15 protein-coding genes are annotated in these 17,905 nt (G+C 69.2%); 7 read left to right on the top strand and 8 right to left on the bottom strand.

What is annotated here, in order from left to right:
* Positions 1–57: 57 nt before the first annotated feature.
* From ABZ135_RS12465 to rpmH, 8 genes are all read right to left on the bottom strand, one after another.
* Positions 58–1,167 (bottom strand): ParB/RepB/Spo0J family partition protein, encoded by a 1,110-nt coding sequence (locus tag ABZ135_RS12465; protein WP_356694653.1) that lies wholly within the window; start codon positions 1,165–1,167, stop codon positions 58–60.
* Complete coding sequence (locus ABZ135_RS12460; protein ID WP_356694651.1) at positions 1,164–2,252, bottom strand: ParA family protein; 1,089 nt, start codon at positions 2,250–2,252, stop codon at positions 1,164–1,166. Before ABZ135_RS12460 ends, ABZ135_RS12465 begins: the two co-directional genes overlap by 4 nt.
* 269 nt (positions 2,253–2,521) lie before the next feature.
* On the bottom strand, positions 2,522–3,238 hold the full coding sequence (gene rsmG / locus ABZ135_RS12455; RefSeq protein ID WP_356694649.1) for a 16S rRNA (guanine(527)-N(7))-methyltransferase RsmG: 717 nt from the start codon (positions 3,236–3,238) through the stop codon (positions 2,522–2,524).
* A 118-nt stretch (positions 3,239–3,356) separates the two neighbouring features.
* Entirely contained in the window at positions 3,357–3,866 is a 510-nt protein-coding gene (locus ABZ135_RS12450) for a R3H domain-containing nucleic acid-binding protein (RefSeq protein WP_356694647.1), read from the bottom strand.
* Between the two features lie 29 nt (positions 3,867–3,895).
* Positions 3,896–5,230: a membrane protein insertase YidC gene (gene yidC / locus ABZ135_RS12445; RefSeq protein WP_356694645.1), complete on the bottom strand. Its 1,335-nt coding sequence runs from the start codon at positions 5,228–5,230 to the stop codon at positions 3,896–3,898.
* 3 nt (positions 5,231–5,233) lie between these two features.
* On the bottom strand, positions 5,234–5,560 hold the full coding sequence (yidD, locus tag ABZ135_RS12440; RefSeq protein ID WP_356694643.1) for a membrane protein insertion efficiency factor YidD: 327 nt from the start codon (positions 5,558–5,560) through the stop codon (positions 5,234–5,236).
* A complete protein-coding gene (gene rnpA, locus ABZ135_RS12435) occupies positions 5,557–5,928 on the bottom strand; it encodes a ribonuclease P protein component (protein ID WP_356694641.1) in 372 nt (123 codons plus the stop codon). Before rnpA ends, yidD begins: the two co-directional genes overlap by 4 nt.
* Before the next feature lie 19 nt (positions 5,929–5,947).
* Positions 5,948–6,085 (bottom strand): 50S ribosomal protein L34, encoded by a 138-nt coding sequence (rpmH, locus tag ABZ135_RS12430; protein WP_125638610.1) that lies wholly within the window; start codon positions 6,083–6,085, stop codon positions 5,948–5,950.
* Between the two features lie 382 nt (positions 6,086–6,467).
* Between rpmH and dnaA the strand changes: the two genes are divergently transcribed.
* The 7 genes from dnaA to gyrA all read left to right on the top strand — a co-directional run bounded on the left by dnaA (position 6,468) and on the right by gyrA (position 17,878).
* Entirely contained in the window at positions 6,468–8,282 is a 1,815-nt protein-coding gene (gene dnaA / locus ABZ135_RS12425) for a chromosomal replication initiator protein DnaA (protein ID WP_356694638.1), read from the top strand.
* 807 nt (positions 8,283–9,089) lie between these two features.
* Positions 9,090–10,220 (top strand): DNA polymerase III subunit beta, encoded by a 1,131-nt coding sequence (dnaN, locus tag ABZ135_RS12420; RefSeq protein ID WP_356694636.1) that lies wholly within the window; start codon positions 9,090–9,092, stop codon positions 10,218–10,220.
* 76 nt (positions 10,221–10,296) lie between these two features.
* On the top strand, positions 10,297–11,175 hold the full coding sequence (gnd, locus tag ABZ135_RS12415) for a phosphogluconate dehydrogenase (NAD(+)-dependent, decarboxylating) (protein WP_356694634.1): 879 nt from the start codon (positions 10,297–10,299) through the stop codon (positions 11,173–11,175).
* Between the two features lie 57 nt (positions 11,176–11,232).
* On the top strand, positions 11,233–12,363 hold the full coding sequence (gene recF / locus ABZ135_RS12410; RefSeq protein WP_356694632.1) for a DNA replication/repair protein RecF: 1,131 nt from the start codon (positions 11,233–11,235) through the stop codon (positions 12,361–12,363).
* Positions 12,360–12,932: a DciA family protein gene (locus ABZ135_RS12405; protein ID WP_356694630.1), complete on the top strand. Its 573-nt coding sequence runs from the start codon at positions 12,360–12,362 to the stop codon at positions 12,930–12,932. The genes recF and ABZ135_RS12405 overlap by 4 nt, the downstream gene beginning before the upstream one ends.
* A 267-nt stretch (positions 12,933–13,199) precedes the next feature.
* Entirely contained in the window at positions 13,200–15,230 is a 2,031-nt protein-coding gene (gene gyrB, locus ABZ135_RS12400; RefSeq protein ID WP_356694628.1) for a DNA topoisomerase (ATP-hydrolyzing) subunit B, read from the top strand.
* 41 nt (positions 15,231–15,271) lie between these two features.
* Positions 15,272–17,878 (top strand): DNA gyrase subunit A, encoded by a 2,607-nt coding sequence (gyrA, locus tag ABZ135_RS12395; RefSeq protein WP_356694626.1) that lies wholly within the window; start codon positions 15,272–15,274, stop codon positions 17,876–17,878.
* Positions 17,879–17,905: the final 27 nt, after the last annotated feature.

Raw genomic sequence — 17,905 nt, 5'->3', positions numbered from 1 at the left:
GGGCGTGTTCCGGTGGGCACCGGAACACGCCCCGCCCTTGGGCCTCGAAAAGCCGGCTCAGCCCTCGGAGCCCTGCTCCGGATGCTCGTCGGACGCTCCCTGGTCCAGGACACGGCCCTCGCCGGGGGCGAGCGTGGCCAGGATGCGCTCCAGGTCCTCCATCGAGGCGAACTCGACGGTGATCTTGCCCTTCTTCTGGCCCAGGTCGACCTTCACCCGAGTCTCGAAGCGGTCCGACAGCCGGGTCGCCAGGTCCCGGAGAGCCGGAGAGACCCGGGTGCCCGCGCGCGGGCCCTTGGGCTTGACCGGCGACGAGGGCTCCGAGCCCATCACCGCGACGATCTCCTCCACGGCCCGCACCGAAAGGCCCTCGGCGACGATCCGGTAGGCCAGCTTGTCCTGGGTCTCCGCGTCCTCCACGGACAGCAGCGCACGAGCGTGACCGGCCGAGAGGACACCGGCGGCGACCCTGCGCTGCACCGGCGGGGAGAGCCGCAGCAGGCGCAGCGTGTTGGAGACCTGGGGACGCGAGCGTCCGATCCGGTCGGCCAGTTGGTCATGCGTGCAGTTGAAGTCCTTGAGTAGCTGGTCGTAGGCGGCGGCCTCTTCCAGCGGGTTCAATTGCGCCCGGTGCAGGTTCTCCAGGAGGGCGTCCAGCAGCAGCTTCTCGTCCTCGGTGTCCCGGACGATGGCCGGGATCCGCTCCAGGCCCGCCTCACGACAGGCCCGCCAGCGACGCTCACCCATGATGAGCTCATAGCGCTCGGCACCCACCTGCCGGACCACGACCGGCTGGAGCAGACCGACCTCCTTGATGGAGGTGATCAGCTCGGCCAGAGCGTCCTCGTCGAACACCTCGCGGGGCTGACGCGGGTTCGGGGTGATGGAGTCCAGCGGCAGCTCGGCGAAGTGGGCCCCGGCGGGGGACTCGGGCAGCGGCTCGGCCTCGGCCACCGGCACCACCGAGTCAGGGGACTGCGGGCTCGCCGGAAGGGTCGCCAGCTTCGCCGCGGCCACCCCCCGGTCCGAGCCGAGCGCCGGAAGGGCACTGGGAGACGTCGCGGCCGGGGCGGAGCCCACCCCGACGGCCGGCACCTGTCGTTCCTGGGGAGCAGCGGGGATCAGCGCACCGAGCCCACGCCCCAGCCCCCTACGTCGCTCGCTCACTGGATCCCCTCCGACATTCGCTGGCTGTTCTGGTGACCCAGCGGGGAGTGTCCCCCGTGGGCCTGGGTGGCGTCATAGTGCAGATCGACACCGCGCAGGGCGATCTCGCGCGCCGCTTCGAGATACGACAGGGCACCGCTGGAACCCGGGTCATAGGTGAGCACGGTCTGTCCGTAACTCGGGGCCTCCGAGATACGCACCGACCGAGGAATGCTGGTCCTCAGGACCTCCTCGCCGAAGTGACTGCGCACCTCGTCGGCGACCTGCGAGGCGAGCCTCGTCCGGCCGTCGTACATGGTGAGAAGGATCGTGGAGACGTGCAGCGCGGGGTTGAGGTGCCCCCGCACCAGGTCGACGTTCCGCAGGAGCTGACCGAGACCCTCCAGCGCGTAGTACTCGCACTGGATGGGGATCAGCACCTCGGCTCCCGCCACCAGGGCGTTGACGGTCAGCAGACCGAGGGAGGGCGGGCAGTCGATCAGGATGTAGTCGAGCGGCTGCTCGTACGCCTGGATCGCTCGCTGCAGTCGGCTCTCCCGCGCCACCAGGGACACCAGCTCGATCTCCGCACCGGCGAGATCGATCGTGGCGGGGGCGCAGAAGAGGCCCTCGACATCCCGGACGGGCTGGACGACCTCGGACAGCGGGCGGCTCTCCACCAGAACGTCGTAGATCGAGGGGACCTCGGCGTGGTGGTCGATGCCCAGCGCCGTGGAGGCGTTGCCCTGCGGGTCGAGGTCGATGACCAGGACACGGGCGCCGTGGAGCGCGAGCGAGGCGGCCAGATTGACCGTCGTGGTGGTCTTGCCCACGCCGCCCTTCTGGTTCGCGACCACCATGACCCGGGTCTGCGCGGGCCGGGGAAGCCCCTCGCCGGCGCGGCCCAGGGCCTCTACGGCGAGCTGGGCTGCACGACCGATGGGGGTGTCGTCCATCGGAGGCGGTGTTTCACGTGAAACATCCGCCCCTACCGATTCGGTTCGGGGACCGGGGACCGGATCGGTCATCGGTCCCGCGATGTTGGCGTCGGACCGCAAGGATTCACTCTCCTCGGCTTCAGGCTCGCGATGAACAGAGCCTGCCATGCTTTCGGGGTCGTGAACCAGCGAGGCCCGTGGTTCTGTGGATGAATCCACCTCTGTGGACAACCCCTTAACCCTCACGGGGGGTTTCGCCAGAGGCTTGCGGTCACGGGGCGTGGCGGCCGCGCGGCCGCGGCTGATGATCCCCTGCAGCAGTGAGCGACGTTTCACGTGAAACACGATGCACGCGCCGCAGGGCCGGGACCGCTCGACACTCCGAAATATGTACGTATCGCAGCTTGTACGGATCAGCGGGGACGAAACAGGACGCCTCAGCGGCGGCGTCGGGGCCGGCTGGGCCGGGCCGCCTTGGCGCGCTTGGCGGCGAACCTCACACCACCGGGGCTCTCGCCGACCTCGACCCGGACCACGGTGGTCAGCGGATCGACGATCCCCTCGCCCACGTGCAGCACGGATGCCTCCACCACACCCAGCTTGGAGAGCGCGGCACGGGCACCGCTGATCTCCTCCTCCGCCGTGTCGCCCTTCAGCGCGAGCATCTCGCCGTAGGGACGGAGCAGCGGGACGCCCCAGCCGGCCAGCCGGTCGAGCGGCGCCACGGCCCGCGCGGTGACGACGTGCACGGAGGGCAGCTTGCCCAGCATCTCCTCGGCGCGACCGCGCACCACGGTCACATGGTCGAGTCCGAGCAGCTCGACGGCCTCCTGGAGGAAGGTCGTACGGCGGAGCAGGGGCTCCAGGAGCGTGATCTTCAGATCGCGGCGGACCAGGGCCAGGGGGATTCCGGGCAGGCCGGCGCCGGAGCCGACATCGCAGACGGTGACGCCCTCCGGGACAACCTCGGAGAGCACGGCGCAGTTCAGGAGATGGCGCTCCCACAGCCGGGGGACCTCTCGCGGGCCGATGAGACCCCGCTTGACCCCGGCGTCCGCCAGGAGCTCCGCGTACCGGACCGCCTCGGGGAAGTACTCGCCGAAGACTGTCTGCGCCTGCTCCGGCGCCTGGGGAAGCTCCGCTGCCTCCGTCACGGGGAACCGTCCTTCCGTACCGCACGCGTACCGCGCGAGCGCACTGTGGTGGCTGACTATCAGGCTGACAAAGTTCGGCCCCGCCTGCGAACAGACGGGGCCGACTCTACGAGAGGGCTCAGGCGGGAAGCACGACGACGAAGCGCTGCGGCTCCTCGCCCTCGGACTCGCTGCGCAGACCGGCGGCGGCGACCGCGTCGTGCACGACCTTCCGCTCGAACGGCGTCATCGGGTCCAGCTTGACCGGCTTGCCGGAGGTCTTGACCTCGTCCGCGGCCTGGGCACCCAACTGGGCGAGCTCGGAGCGCTTCTTCGCCCGGAAGCCCGCGATGTCGAGCATCAGCCGGCTGCGGTCGCCGGTCTCGCGGTGCACGGCGAGCCGGGTCAGCTCCTGAAGGGCCTCCAGCACCTCACCGTCGCGGCCGACGAGCTTCTGCAGGTCGCGGCTGCTGGAGTCGCTGATGATCGAGACCGACGCCCGGTCCGCCTCGACGTCCATGTCGATGTCACCGTCGAGATCGGCGATGTCGAGCAGGCCCTCGAGGTAGTCGGCCGCGATCTCACCCTCCTGCTCCAGGCGGGTCAGGGTGTCGCCACCCTCGGCGGCGGAGGTGGTGCCTTCCGTCACGGATGGACTCCTTCTTGCTTCGTGGAGGCTTACTTCTTGGAGGAGGGGTGCTTGGGCCGCTGCTGACCCTTGCGCTGGCCGGTCTTGCCCTGGCGGCCGCCGCCGGAGTTGGCCCGGCTCGGCCGCGCCGGCTTGTCGGCCGCTTCCTGGGCACTGGCCTTGGTGCTGCCCTTGGCCGGCGGCTTCGGCTCCTTCTCCAGCGACGGAGCGGCGGCCTTGTCCTCGGTCCGGTCCTCGGCGGACGAAGCCGAGTCCTCGGCCTCCTTCGCCTGCGCCGCCTGCTGGGCCGCGGCGGCCTGGCGCTGTGCCTTGGTCTGGCGCTTGGGCTGCTGGCGCCGGGTGCCGGCACCGCCCTCCGCCTCGACGGAGACGGTGTCGCTCTTGACCACGGTGCCGTCGGCCTGGGCGGCGAAACCGGCCTTGGCCAGGCCCGCGAAGAAGCGGCGCTCGTTCTCGTTGCGGTCCGAGCCCTTGGCGACGATGGCCTTGACGACCCGCTTGCGGCCGCGGCCGCGGACCTCACCGTGGTGGGTGACGCTCTTGAGCAGGCGCTGCAGGTAGGCGTCCTGGGCCTTGCTGCCCGGCGTCGGGTTCTGGTTGATCACGTACATCTGCTGGCCCATGGTCCACACGTTGGTGGTCAGCCAGTAGACGAGGACACCGACGGGGAAGTTGATGCCCATGACGGCGAAGATCACCGGGAAGATGTACATGAGCATCTTCTGCTGCTGCATGTACGGGGTCTTCACCGTGAGGTCGACGTTCTTCATCATCAGTTGGCGCTGGGTGAAGAACTGCGAGGCCGACATCAGGATGATCATGACGGCGGTGACGATGCGCACATCCGTCAGCGAGGCGTTGAGGGCCTCGACCTTGTCCGGCGAGTCCATGAACTTCGCCGCGATCGGGGCGCCGAAGATGTGCGCCTCACGCGCGCTGTCGACGAGCTGCTGGTTCAGGGCGCCGATCCGCTCGCCCTCGGCGATCTTGCTCAGCACGTGGTACAGCGCGAAGAAGAACGGCGACTGGGCCAGGATGGGAAGGCACGAGGAGAGCGGGTTGGTGCCCGTCTCCTTGTACAGCTTCATCATCTCTTCGGACTGACGCTGCTTGTCGCTCTTGTAGCGCTCCTGGATCGCCTTCATCTTCGGCTGGAGCGCCTGCATGTTCCGGGTCGCCTTGATCTGCTTCACGAAGAGCGGGATCAGGCAGATGCGGATCAGCACCACGAGGGACACGATCGACAGGCCCCAGGCCCAGCCCGTGTCAGGGCCGAAGATCGCCCCGTACAGCTTGTGGAACTGGACGATCACCCATGAGACGGGCGTGGTGATGAATGCGAACAGACTGGCAATCGTGTCCACTAATCAGGCTCCTTGAGCATTGGGCGAGGTCTCTGCGGCCGGGCTCGTCTCGACGGAGATCCCGCCCTTGTCGCCGCGCAGCGCGTTCCTGAGCATCTCGTGCCAGCGCGGCCGCTTGCGCGCGGGCACATGGTCCACGCCTCCGGGCGACCACGGATTGCACCGCAGGATGCGCCAGGCGGTGAGGGCCGTGCCCTTGATCGCGCCATGCCGGTCGATGGCCGTGAATCCGTAGTGGGAACACGACGGGTAGTACCGGCAGACAGGGCCCAGGAGAGGGCTGATCGTCCACTGGTACAACTTGATGAGAGCCAGCAGCGGGTACTTCATCGCGTGCCCCCTCCCAGCAACCGCTGGAGAGCGGCGTCCAGGTCTCGGGCCAGGTGGGCGTGGTCGGCGTCACCGGCTCCGGGCAACGCCCGTACGACCACCAGGCTACCGGGGGGCAGCTCGGTGAGCCGCTCGCGCATGAGATGGCGCAGACGACGCTTCACCTGGTTGCGGACGACCGCGCCGCCTACGGCCTTGCTCACGACGAAACCCGCACGCGTCGGGGGAGCGCTCTCCCCAGGCGCGTGCGGGTCCGTTGCACCGCTGCGTAGATGGACGACGAGGAGCGGGCGTCCGGCCCGGCGTCCTCTGCGTACCGCGGTCGCGAAGTCCTCGCGCCGCCTCAGCCGATTCTCGGTAGGCAGCACGTCATGACCTGTACGCGGATCAGGCGGACAGGCGGGCGCGACCCTTGCCACGACGGGCGGCCAGGATGGCTCGGCCGGCACGGGTACGCATGCGCAGGCGGAAGCCGTGGGTCTTCGCGCGACGACGGTTGTTCGGCTGGAAGGTGCGCTTGCTCACTCGGGGGCTCCAGAAATGATTCGGGTGGTGGCGGGACATCGCCTGGCTGTCACCGTGCGCCCACGAGTAGCTCGCAATACGCCCGAGTGCACCGCTTCGTGATCACCTATGGTGATCTTTGCCCATCGGAGGCAGGCGGCAGCAGCCATCGACAACTCGACCTGGTTACGGTACGCGCGGCTACGCCATCCGGTCAAACCGACCTGTCGTCACCCCCCATTGTGCACAGGCTGTGGACAACAACTTGAACCACGTCAGCCGCCCCGACTACCGTGGCTGGACTCCGCAATCTTTTTCCGTTCTGTCCTTACCTGTCCTTACGGACTTCGACCCACCGTCCCGAGAACCACACATTCGTGGGACCTGCGAGGAAGCGTGCCCCGTGGCTGACGTACCTGCCGATCTTGCCGCAGTGTGGCCGCGCGTGCTGGAACAGCTCCTCGGCGAAGGCCAGGGCATCGAGCCCAAGGACAAGCAGTGGATCGAGCGCTGCCAGCCACTCGCACTGGTGGCCGACACCGCGCTGCTCGCGGTCCCCAACGAGTACGGCAAGCAGGTCCTCGAAGGCCGCCTCGCCCCTCTGATCAGCGAGGCCCTCACCCGCGCCTGCGGCCGGCCGATCCGGATCGCGATCACCGTGGACGACTCCGTCGGCGAGCCCTCCCCGCCCGCGCCGCAGGCCCGGCCCGCGCAGCAGCCGTACGGGAAGTACGACGGATACGAGAAGCCGTACGAGAAGTACGACGACTACGGGCGTCCGCTGCCGGACGACGGTCTGCCGACCGCCCGGCCCGCCTACCCCGAGTACCAGCAGCAGCGCCCCGACCCGGGCGTCTGGCCGCGCGCCCAGGAGGAGATCACCTGGCAGCAGCAGCGGCTCGGCGGCTTCCAGGAGCGTGATCCGTACGCGACGGCCCGCCCGCAGCAGCCCCAGCAGCCGCGGTACGACGACCGCTCCCCGTACGAGCAGCAGCGCCCCGAGCGTGCCGACCGGTCCGAGCCGGAGGGCTCCGGCGGTCCGGGTCACGGTGGACCCGCCCATGGCGGCCCGGGTCACGGAGGGCCGGGCGCCGGCCATGGGCCGCGGCCGGGCGTCGGCGGCGGCCCGGGCATGGGCGGTTCCTCGTCCGGACAGGGCGCCGGGTCCGGCGCACCCGGCGAGCAGCACGCGCGGCTGAACCCCCGCTACCTATTCGACACCTTCGTCATCGGTTCCTCGAACCGCTTCGCGCACGCGGCCGCCGTCGCGGTCGCCGAGGCGCCGGCGAAGGCGTACAACCCGCTCTTCATCTACGGGGAGTCGGGGCTCGGCAAGACCCACCTGCTGCACGCCATCGGGCACTACGCGCGGAGCCTCTACCCCGGCACCCGGGTGCGGTACGTGAGCTCGGAGGAGTTCACCAACGAGTTCATCAACTCGATCCGCGACGGCAAGGGCGACGCCTTCCGCAAGCGCTACCGCGATGTGGACATCCTGCTCGTCGACGACATCCAGTTCCTCGCGAGCAAGGAGTCGACGCAGGAGGAGTTCTTCCACACCTTCAACACGCTCCACAACGCCAACAAGCAGATCGTGCTCTCCTCGGACCGGCCGCCCCGGCAGCTCGTGACCCTGGAGGACCGGCTCCGCAACCGCTTCGAGTGGGGCCTGACCACCGATGTGCAGCCGCCCGAGCTGGAGACGCGCATCGCGATCCTCCGCAAGAAGGCGGTCCAGGAGCAGCTCAACGCCCCGCCGGAGGTGCTGGAGTTCATCGCCTCCCGCATCTCGCGGAACATCCGCGAGCTGGAGGGCGCCCTGATCCGGGTGACCGCCTTCGCGAGCCTCAACCGGCAGCCGGTGGACCTCGGGCTCACCGAGATCGTCCTCAAGGACCTGATCCCGGGCGGCGAGGACGCGGCTCCGGAGATCACCGCCGGCGCGATCATGGCGTCGACGGCCGATTACTTCGGTCTGACGGTGGAGGACCTGTGCGGCTCCTCGCGCAGCCGGGTCCTGGTCACGGCCCGCCAGATCGCCATGTACCTGTGCCGGGAGCTCACGGATCTGTCGCTGCCGAAGATCGGCGCGCAGTTCGGCGGCCGCGACCACACCACGGTCATGCACGCGGACCGCAAGATCCGCGCCCTGATGGCCGAGCGGCGCTCCATCTACAACCAGGTCACCGAGCTGACCAACCGCATCAAGAACGGCTGAGAACGCCGTCCGCGACCCTCCGAGGGCGCTCCGGGAGACCTTCCGGGGCGCCCTTCGGCGTTCCCGGGCCACCGGCCCCTCGCGGCCGCTGTTCGATTACTCCGTTCCGGTGGCGGGTTCTCCACAGATTGGGGGATGATCTCCCGTCCACAGGGTGGGGACTGCGGAGTTATCCGGATCGCATCCACAGGCAGGGCGGGTGACAGCCCATCGCTCCAGCTCAGAGGGGTGTGGAATTGTTGGCAACCGATCTCCACAGCCTGTGGACAAAAATTCCGTCCACAGGAGCTCCGCTCGGTTGTCCACCGGCAACCCACAGGCAGGGGTCGGTTGCCCACAGCTTCTCCACAGCGCTGTCCACTGTTCGGCAACGAAACACCCCCGCTCACTGGCCCGAGTGAAAGCCGTCACACCAAGGGAGACGTTTGGGCTGTGGGGAACCGGGGGAAAGCTGGGGACAGCACTGGGGAGAACTCCCCATGGCCTGTGAATCGGGTGTGCAGAACTTTCGCGTGTCCACAGAACACCCCGGTTGTCCACCGGTGCCGTGCACAGGGTCGGTGGACAAAAAACTGGGTCTGACCTGCGTGGATGGCGTTATCCACGGTTTCCACAGGCCCTACTACTACTCCCACTCATAGTTAGCCCGGAATCTGCTTCGAAGTGGGACCTGTGCACAACTCGGCGCCGGAGCTTCGTCGAGCTCTCGACCCGACTTGACCCCGAGCCGCACCGAGTGTCGGTGGCGTACGTCAGACTGGTTCCCGCAGTCGACGAAGAGCCAGCAACAAGCAGGAGGCGGTTCCGGTGAAGATCCGGGTGGAGCGCGATGTACTCGCGGAGGCGGTGGCGTGGGTGGCCCGCAGCCTTCCGGCCCGTCCGCCGGCGCCCGTACTCGCGGGCCTTCTGCTGAAGGCCGAGGACGGCGCGCTGAGCTTCTCCAGCTTCGACTACGAGGTCTCGGCGCGGGTCTCCGTCGAGGCGGAGGTCGAGGAGGACGGCACGGTCCTGGTCTCCGGCCGCCTGCTCGCCGACATCTGCCGCGCCCTGCCCAACCGCCCGGTGGAGATCTCCACCGACGGTGTACGGGCGACCGTGGTCTGCGGCTCCTCCCGCTTCACCCTCCACACGCTGCCCGTGGAGGAGTACCCGGCGCTGCCGGAGATGCCCACCGCGACCGGCACCGTCCCCGGTGAGGTCTTCGCGGCCGCCGCCGCCCAGGTGGCCATCGCCGCCGGCCGTGACGACACGCTGCCCGTCCTCACCGGTGTGCGCATCGAGATCGAGGGCGACACGGTCACCCTGGCCTCCACCGACCGCTACCGCTTCGCCGTCCGCGAGTTCCTGTGGAAGCCGGAGTCTCCGGACGCCTCCGCCGTCGCCCTGGTGCCCGCCAAGACGCTCCTGGACACGGCCAAGGCCCTGACCAGCGGCGACACCGTGACCCTGGCGCTCTCCGGCTCCGGCAAGGGCGAGGGCCTGATCGGCTTCGAGGGCGCGGGCCGCCGCACCACCACCCGCCTGCTCGAGGGCGACCTGCCGAAGTACCGGACGCTCTTCCCGACCGAGTTCAACTCGATCGCGGTGATCGAGACCGCCCCCTTCGTGGAGGCCGTCAAGCGCGTGGCCCTCGTGGCCGAGCGCAACACCCCGGTCCGGCTCAGCTTCGAGCAGGGCGTGCTCATCCTGGAGGCCGGCTCCAGCGACGACGCACAGGCTGTGGAGCGGGTCGACGCGCAGCTCGACGGCGACGACATCTCGATCGCCTTCAACCCGACCTTCCTCCTGGACGGCCTGAGCGCGATCGACTCCCCGGTCGCCCAGTTGTCCTTCACGACCTCCACCAAGCCCGCCCTCCTGAGCGGCAGGCCGGCGGTCGACGCGGAGGCCGACGAGGCTTACAAGTACCTGATCATGCCGGTACGCCTGAGCGGCTGACCCCACAGGTGTGCACCCGGGGCCGGGCGTAGGCTCGGACCCGGGTAAACCGCACACGACGCTTAAGGAATCTCTGATGGAGCTCGGTCTCGTCGGTCTCGGCAAGATGGGCGGCAACATGCGTGAGCGCATCCGCCGCGCAGGCCACACCGTCATCGGATACGACCGCAACCCGGACCTCGCCGATGTCCACAGCCTCGAAGAGCTTGTGGGCAAGCTCAAGGGTCCGCGCGTCGTGTGGGTCATGGTCCCGGCCGGTGCCGCGACCCAGTCCACCATCGACGAGCTGGCGAACCTGCTCTCCCCCGGCGACATCGTGGTGGACGGCGGCAACTCCCGCTGGACCGACGACGAGAAGCACGCCGAGGAGCTCGCCGCCAAGGGCATCGGCTTCGTCGACTGCGGCGTCTCCGGCGGCGTCTGGGGCCTGGAGAACGGCTACGCGCTGATGTACGGCGGCGACGCCGAGAACGTGGCCCGCGTCCAGCCGATCTTCGACGCGCTCAAGCCCGAGGGCCCCTACGGCTCCGTCCACGCGGGCAAGGTCGGCGCGGGCCACTTCGCGAAGATGGTCCACAACGGCATTGAGTACGCGATGATGCAGGCATACGCCGAGGGCTGGGAGCTCCTGGAGAAGGTCGACTCCGTCACCGACGTCCGAGAGGTCTTCCGCTCCTGGCAGGAGGGCACCGTCATCCGCTCGTGGCTGCTCGACCTCGCGGTCAACGCCCTCGACGAGGACGAGCACCTGGAGAAGCTGCGCGGCTACGCGTCGGACTCCGGCGAGGGCCGGTGGACCGTCGAGGCCGCCATCGACAACGCCGTACCGCTGCCGGCGATCACCGCGTCGCTGTTCGCGCGGTTCGCGTCGCGTCAGGACGACTCGCCGCAGATGAAGATGATCGCCGCGCTGCGCAACCAGTTCGGCGGTCACGCGGTCGAGACGAAGAAGTAATCCACAGGCTGTGCACCCGGCGGTGCACAGCCCGCCGGGGGAAGGTCGGCGCCCACCATGCACGTCACGCATCTGTCGCTGGCCGACTTCCGCTCCTACGCCCGGGTCGAGGTCCCGCTCGATCCGGGCGTCACCGCGTTCGTGGGGCCGAACGGCCAGGGCAAGACCAATCTCGTCGAGGCGGTCGGCTATCTCGCCACCCTCGGCAGCCACCGCGTCGCCTCCGACGCCCCGCTGGTGCGCATGGGCGCGGAGCGGGCGATCATCCGGGCCGCCGTCACCCAGGGCGAGCGCTCCCAGTTGGTCGAGCTCGAACTCAACCCGGGCCGCGCCAACCGGGCCCGTATCAACAGGTCCTCGCAGGTCAGGCCGCGTGATGTGCTGGGGATCGTACGCACCGTGCTGTTCGCGCCCGAGGACCTGGCGCTCATCAAGGGCGACCCCGGCGAGCGCCGGCGCTTCCTCGACGAGCTGATCACGGCGCGCGCGCCGCGCATGGCGGGCGTGCGCTCGGACTACGAGCGGGTGCTCAAGCAGCGCAACACGCTCCTGAAGTCCGCGGCCATGGCCCGGCGGCACGGCGGCCGTTCCCTGGACCTGTCCACCCTGGACGTGTGGGACCAGCACCTGGCCCGGGCCGGTGCCGAGCTCCTCGCCCAGCGGCTGGACCTCATCGACACGCTCCGCCCGCTCGCCGACAAGGCGTACGAGCAACTGGCCCCCGCCGGCGGACCGGTCCTGCTGGAGTACAAGCCCTCCGCACCCGGCTCCGGGCACACCCGCGAGGAGCTGTACGGGCAGTTGATCGCCGCGCTCGCCGACGTACGCAAGCAGGAGATCGAGCGGGGCGTCACGCTGGTCGGACCGCACCGCGACGACCTGCTCCTCAAGCTCGGCGACCTGCCGGCCAAGGGCTACGCGAGCCATGGCGAGTCCTGGTCCTACGCCCTGGCGCTGCGGCTCGCCTCGTACGACCTGCTGCGCGCCGAGGGCAACGAGCCGGTCCTGATCCTCGACGACGTCTTCGCCGAGCTGGACGCGCGCCGGCGCGAGCGGCTCGCGGAACTGGTGGCGCCGGGCGAGCAGGTCCTGGTCACGGCGGCGGTCGACGACGACGTCCCGGGCGTGCTCGCGGGCGCGCGGTACCTGGTGGGCGGCGGCACGGTGGAAAGGCCGGTGCAGGCATGACGGCGAGGAACGGCGAAACTTCCCCACAGCCTGTGGACAAGTCCGCGGCGCCGACGGCCCCCGAGCCCTCCGGCGTCGACCTGGCCCGCGTCGCGCTGCGCGCCGCCAAGGAGCAGGCGAAGGCGCGGGGCGCGGCGGCCCAGCAGAAGAAGCAGGCCCGGCGCGGCGGCGGCCTGCGCTCCGGCGCGCGCGCCGACGGGCGCGACCCGATGGCGCTCGGCGCCGCGATCAACCGGCTGATCACCGAGCGGGGCTGGGAGACGCCCGCGGCGGTCGGCGGGGTCATGGGGCGCTGGCCGCAGATCGTGGGCGAGGACCTCGCCAAGCACTGCGTCCCGCTGAAGTACGACGAGGACCCGGAGGAGCGGGTGCTCACCGTGCAGTGCGACTCCACGGCGTGGGCGACCCAGCTCCGGCTGCTCGCGCCCCGCCTGGTCGCGCGCCTCAACGAGGACCTGGGCCACGGCACGGTCCGGATGATCAAGGTCCTCGGTCCCGGCGGGCCCCGGCGGGGGTACGGGCCACTGCGGGCGCCGGGGTCCGTGGGCCCCGGAGATACCTACGGGTAGCGGTACGGGACGGGCGCGGGACCCCCGCGCGGGGCGCGTGCCCACTACGGGTCACCGCCCGAAGCGCTAGGTGGCCGTCAGGGGCGTCTGGAGCCCCTCCCCGGATATGGGGAGTCGTCTCGCGCCCGTCGAGGGCGGCACATGAGCATTCAGGTACCGGCAAACCCCCATGAGTGTCAGTGGTACCGGTAGACTGGGAGACAATCCCGCCACCCTGCGGAACATGTCGAACGACGCAGCCGCTCCCGTATGCCCGGAGAACGGCTTGTGCTGTGCCAGAAAGGGCGCTTCGTGGCCGATTCCGGCAACCCCAACGAGAACAACCAGTACACCGCCAGCAACATCCAGGTCCTCGAGGGTCTGGATGCGGTGCGTAAGCGCCCTGGCATGTACATCGGCTCGACCGGAGAGCGCGGTCTGCACCACATGGTGCAGGAGGTCGTCGACAACTCGGTCGACGAGGCCCTGGCCGGTCACGCGGACACCATCGACGTGACGATCCTGGCCGACGGCGGCGTCCGCGTCGTCGACAACGGCCGCGGCATCCCCGTCGGCATCGTCGAGTCCGAGGGCAAGCCGGCCGTCGAGGTCGTGCTGACGGTCCTCCACGCGGGCGGCAAGTTCGGCGGCGGCGGCTACGCGGTCTCCGGCGGTCTGCACGGCGTGGGCGTCTCCGTCGTCAACGCGCTCTCCACCAAGGTCTCGGTGGAGATCAAGACCGACGGCCACCGCTGGACGCAGGACTACAAGATGGGCGCCCCCACCGCGCCCCTCGCGAAGCACGAGGCGACCGACGAGACCGGCACCTCGGTGACGTTCTGGGCCGACCCGGACATCTTCGAGACGACCGAGTACTCCTTCGAGACGCTCTCGCGCCGCTTCCAGGAGATGGCCTTCCTCAACAAGGGCCTGACGATCACGCTCACCGACGAGCGGGAGTCCGCGAAGGCCACCGTCGGCGCCGACGACCCGGACGCCGAGGCCGCCGCCGAGCCGTCCGCGCGCACCGTGAAGTACCACTACGAGGGCGGCATCGTCGACTTCGTGAAGTACCTCAACTCGCGCAAGGGCGACCTGATCCACCCCACGGTCATCGACATCGAGGCCGAGGACAAGGAGCGCCTGCTCTCGGTCGAGATCGCGATGCAGTGGAACTCCTCGTACAGCGAGGGCGTGTACTCGTTCGCGAACACGATCCACACCCACGAGGGCGGCACCCACGAGGAGGGCTTCCGCGCCGCGCTGACGACGCTCGTCAACAAGTACGCGCGCGAGAAGAAGCTGCTCCGCGAGAAGGACGACAACCTCACGGGCGACGACATCCGCGAGGGTCTGACCGCGATCATCTCGGTCAAGATCGGCGAGCCGCAGTTCGAGGGCCAGACCAAGACCAAGCTCGGCAACACCGAGGCGAAGACCTTCGTCCAGAAGGTCGTCTTCGAGAACCTGACCGACTGGTTCGACCGCAACCCCAACGAGGCCGCGGACATCATCCGCAAGGGCATCACCGCCGCCACCGCGCGCGTGGCCGCCCGCAAGGCCCGCGACCTGACCCGCCGCAAGGGTCTCCTGGAGTCGGCGTCCCTGCCGGGCAAGCTCTCCGACTGCCAGTCGAACGACCCCACCAAGTGCGAGATCTTCATCGTCGAGGGTGACTCCGCCGGCGGCTCGGCCAAGTCCGGCCGCAACCCGATGTACCAGGCCATCCTGCCGATCCGCGGCAAGATCCTGAACGTCGAGAAGGCGCGGATCGACAAGATCCTCCAGAACACCGAGGTCCAGGCGCTGATCTCCGCCTTCGGCACCGGTGTCCACGAGGACTTCGACATCGAGAAGCTCCGCTATCACAAGATCATCCTGATGGCGGACGCCGACGTCGACGGCCAGCACATCAACACCCTGCTGCTGACCTTCCTCTTCCGCTTCATGCGGCCGCTGGTCGAGGCCGGGCACGTCTACCTCTCCCGCCCCCCGCTGTACAAGATCAAGTGGGGCCGGGACGACTTCGAGTACGCCTACTCGGACCGCGAGCGCGACGCGCTGGTCGAGCTGGGCAAGCAGAACGGCAAGCGGATCAAGGAAGACTCGATCCAGCGCTTCAAGGGTCTCGGCGAGATGAACGCCGAAGAGCTGCGCATCACCACCATGGACCAGGACCACCGCGTGCTCGGCCAGGTCACCCTCGACGACGCGGCACAGGCCGACGATCTGTTCTCGGTGCTGATGGGTGAGGACGTCGAGGCTCGGCGCTCGTTCATCCAGCGCAACGCCAAGGACGTCCGCTTCCTCGACATCTGAGTCGGCCTCATCTGACCGTACGAAAGGACTGAAGACCGGCAATGGCCGACGAGAACACCCCTGTGATGCCCGAAGAGGAGCCGACGGTTCCCGGCGTGGGCATGCGCGTCGAGCCCGTGGGGCTCGAGACCGAGATGCAGCGCTCGTACCTCGACTACGCGATGTCCGTCATCGTGTCGCGCGCTCTGCCCGACGTCCGTGACGGCCTCAAGCCGGTGCACCGCCGCGTGCTGTACGCGATGTACGACGGCGGCTACCGGCCCGAGAAGGGCTTCTACAAGTGCGCCCGCGTCGTCGGCGACGTCATGGGCAACTACCACCCGCACGGCGACACCTCGATCTACGACGCGCTCGTCCGCCTCGCCCAGCCCTGGGCCATGCGGATGCCGCTGGTCGACTCCAACGGCAACTTCGGCTCCCCGGGCAACGACCCGGCGGCCGCCATGCGCTACACCGAGTGCAAGATGGCGCCGCTGTCGATGGAGATGGTCCGCGACATCGACGAGGAGACCGTCGACTTCACGGACAACTACGACGGCCGCTCCCAGGAGCCGACCGTCCTGCCGTCCCGCTTCCCGAACCTGCTGATCAACGGCTCCGCCGGCATCGCGGTCGGCATGGCGACCAACATCCCGCCGCACAACCTGCGCGAGGTCGCCGCCGGCGCCCAGTGGTACCTGGAGCACCCCGAGGCCACCCACGAGGAGCTCCTCGACGCGCTCATCGAGCGCATCAAGGGCCCCGACTTCCCCACCGGCGCGCTCGTCGTCGGCCGCAAGGGCATCGAGGAGGCGTACCGCACCGGCCGCGGCTCCATCACCATGCGCGCGGTCGTCGAGGTCGAGGAGATCCAGAACCGCCAGTGCCTGGTGGTCACCGAGCTGCCCTACCAGGTCAACCCGGACAACCTCGCGCAGAAGATCGCCGACCTGGTGAAGGACGGCAAGATCGGCGGCATCGCCGACGTCCGCGACGAGACCTCCTCGCGCACCGGCCAGCGCCTGGTCATCGTGCTCAAGCGGGACGCGGTCGCCAAGGTCGTCCTCAACAACCTGTACAAGCACACCGACCTGCAGACGAACTTCGGCGCCAACATGCTGGCGCTCGTCGACGGCGTGCCGCGCACCCTCTCGATCGACGCGTTCATCCGCCACTGGGTGACGCACCAGATCGAGGTCATCGTGCGCCGGACGAAGTTCCGGCTGCGCAAGGCCGAGGAGCGCGCCCACATCCTGCGCGGTCTGCTCAAGGCGCTCGACGCGATCGACGAGGTCATCGCCCTCATCCGGCGCAGCGACACGGTCGACGTCGCCCGCGAGGGCCTGATGGGCCTGCTCCAGATCGACGAGATCCAGGCCAACGCCATCCTCGAGATGCAGCTCCGCCGGCTCGCCGCCCTGGAGCGCCAGAAGATCGTCGCGGAGCACGACGAGCTCCAGGCGAAGATCAACGAGTACAACGCGATCCTGGCCTCGCCCGAGAAGCAGCGGGGGATCGTCAGCGACGAGCTCACGGCGTTGGTCGACAAGTACGGCGACGACCGCCGCAGCCAGCTCGTGCCCTTCGACGGCGACATGTCCATCGAGGACCTGATCGCCGAGGAGGACATCGTCGTCACCATCACGCGTGGCGGCTATGTGAAGCGCACGAAGACCGAGGACTACCGCTCCCAGAAGCGCGGCGGCAAGGGCGTGCGCGGCACGAAGCTGAAGCAGGACGACATCGTCGACCACTTCTTCGTGACCACCACCCACAACTGGCTGCTCTTCTTCACCAACAAGGGCCGGGTCTACCGGGCCAAGGCGTACGAGCTGCCGGACGCCGGCCGGGACGCCCGCGGCCAGCACGTGGCCAACCTGCTGGCCTTCCAGCCGGACGAGCAGATCGCCGAGATCCTCGCGATCCGCGACTACGAGGCCGCGCCGTACCTGGTGCTCGCCACCAAGGCCGGTCTGGTGAAGAAGACCGCCCTGAAGGACTACGACTCCCCGCGCTCGGGCGGTGTCATCGCCATCAACCTGCGCGAGCGGGAGGACGGCAGCGACGACGAGCTGATCGGCGCGGAGCTGGTCTCCGCCGACGACGACCTGCTGCTCATCAGCCGCAAGGCGCAGTCGATCCGCTTCACCGCCTCGGACGACGCGCTGCGCCCCATGGGCCGCGCGACCTCCGGCGTCAAGGGGATGAGTTTCCGCGAGGACGACGAGCTGCTCTCGATGAATGTCGTCCGGCCGGGTACGTTCGTCTTCACCGCGACCGACGGTGGCTACGCCAAGCGCACCCCGGTCGACGAGTACCGCGTCCAGGGTCGTGGCGGCCTCGGCATCAAGGCCGCCAAGATCGTGGAGGACCGCGGCTCGCTCGTGGGCGCGCTGGTGGTCGAGGAGACCGACGAGATCCTCGCCATCACGCTGTCCGGTGGTGTGATTCGTACGCGAGTCAACGAAGTCAGGGAGACCGGCCGTGACACCATGGGCGTCCAGCTGATCAACCTGGGCAAGCGTGACGCCGTCGTCGGCATCGCCCGCAACGCCGAGGCCGGCGCCGAGGACGATGACGTCGAGGACGCGGCCGACGCGGGTGAGGTTGTGGAGACGGCCGAGGCGGTCGAGGGCACGGAGCCCGCGACCGGGGAGCACGAGGAGTAGAGCGTGAGTGGAGCCACGGGCGCCGGT

It is taken from the genome of Streptomyces sp. NPDC006339, assembly GCF_040612775.1.
Classification (GTDB): Bacteria; Actinomycetota; Actinomycetes; order Streptomycetales; family Streptomycetaceae; genus Streptomyces.
Note: the sequence above shows the minus strand (reverse complement) of the source record. Positions and strands in the feature narration are given on the sequence as shown.

Excerpts from the sequence above, each read along its gene's own strand:
- gnd (WP_356694634.1), top strand. The coding sequence starts at position 10,297 with ATGGAGCTCGGTCTCGTCGGTCTCGGCAAGATGGGCGGCAACATGCGT.
- ABZ135_RS12405 (WP_356694630.1), top strand. The coding sequence starts at position 12,360 with ATGACGGCGAGGAACGGCGAAACTTCCCCACAGCCTGTGGACAAGTCC.
- yidD (WP_356694643.1), bottom strand. The coding sequence starts at position 5,560 with ATGAAGTACCCGCTGCTGGCTCTCATCAAGTTGTACCAGTGGACGATC.
- recF (WP_356694632.1), top strand. The coding sequence starts at position 11,233 with ATGCACGTCACGCATCTGTCGCTGGCCGACTTCCGCTCCTACGCCCGG.
- ABZ135_RS12460 (WP_356694651.1), bottom strand. The coding sequence starts at position 2,252 with ATGGCAGGCTCTGTTCATCGCGAGCCTGAAGCCGAGGAGAGTGAATCC.
- gyrA (WP_356694626.1), top strand. The coding sequence starts at position 15,272 with ATGGCCGACGAGAACACCCCTGTGATGCCCGAAGAGGAGCCGACGGTT.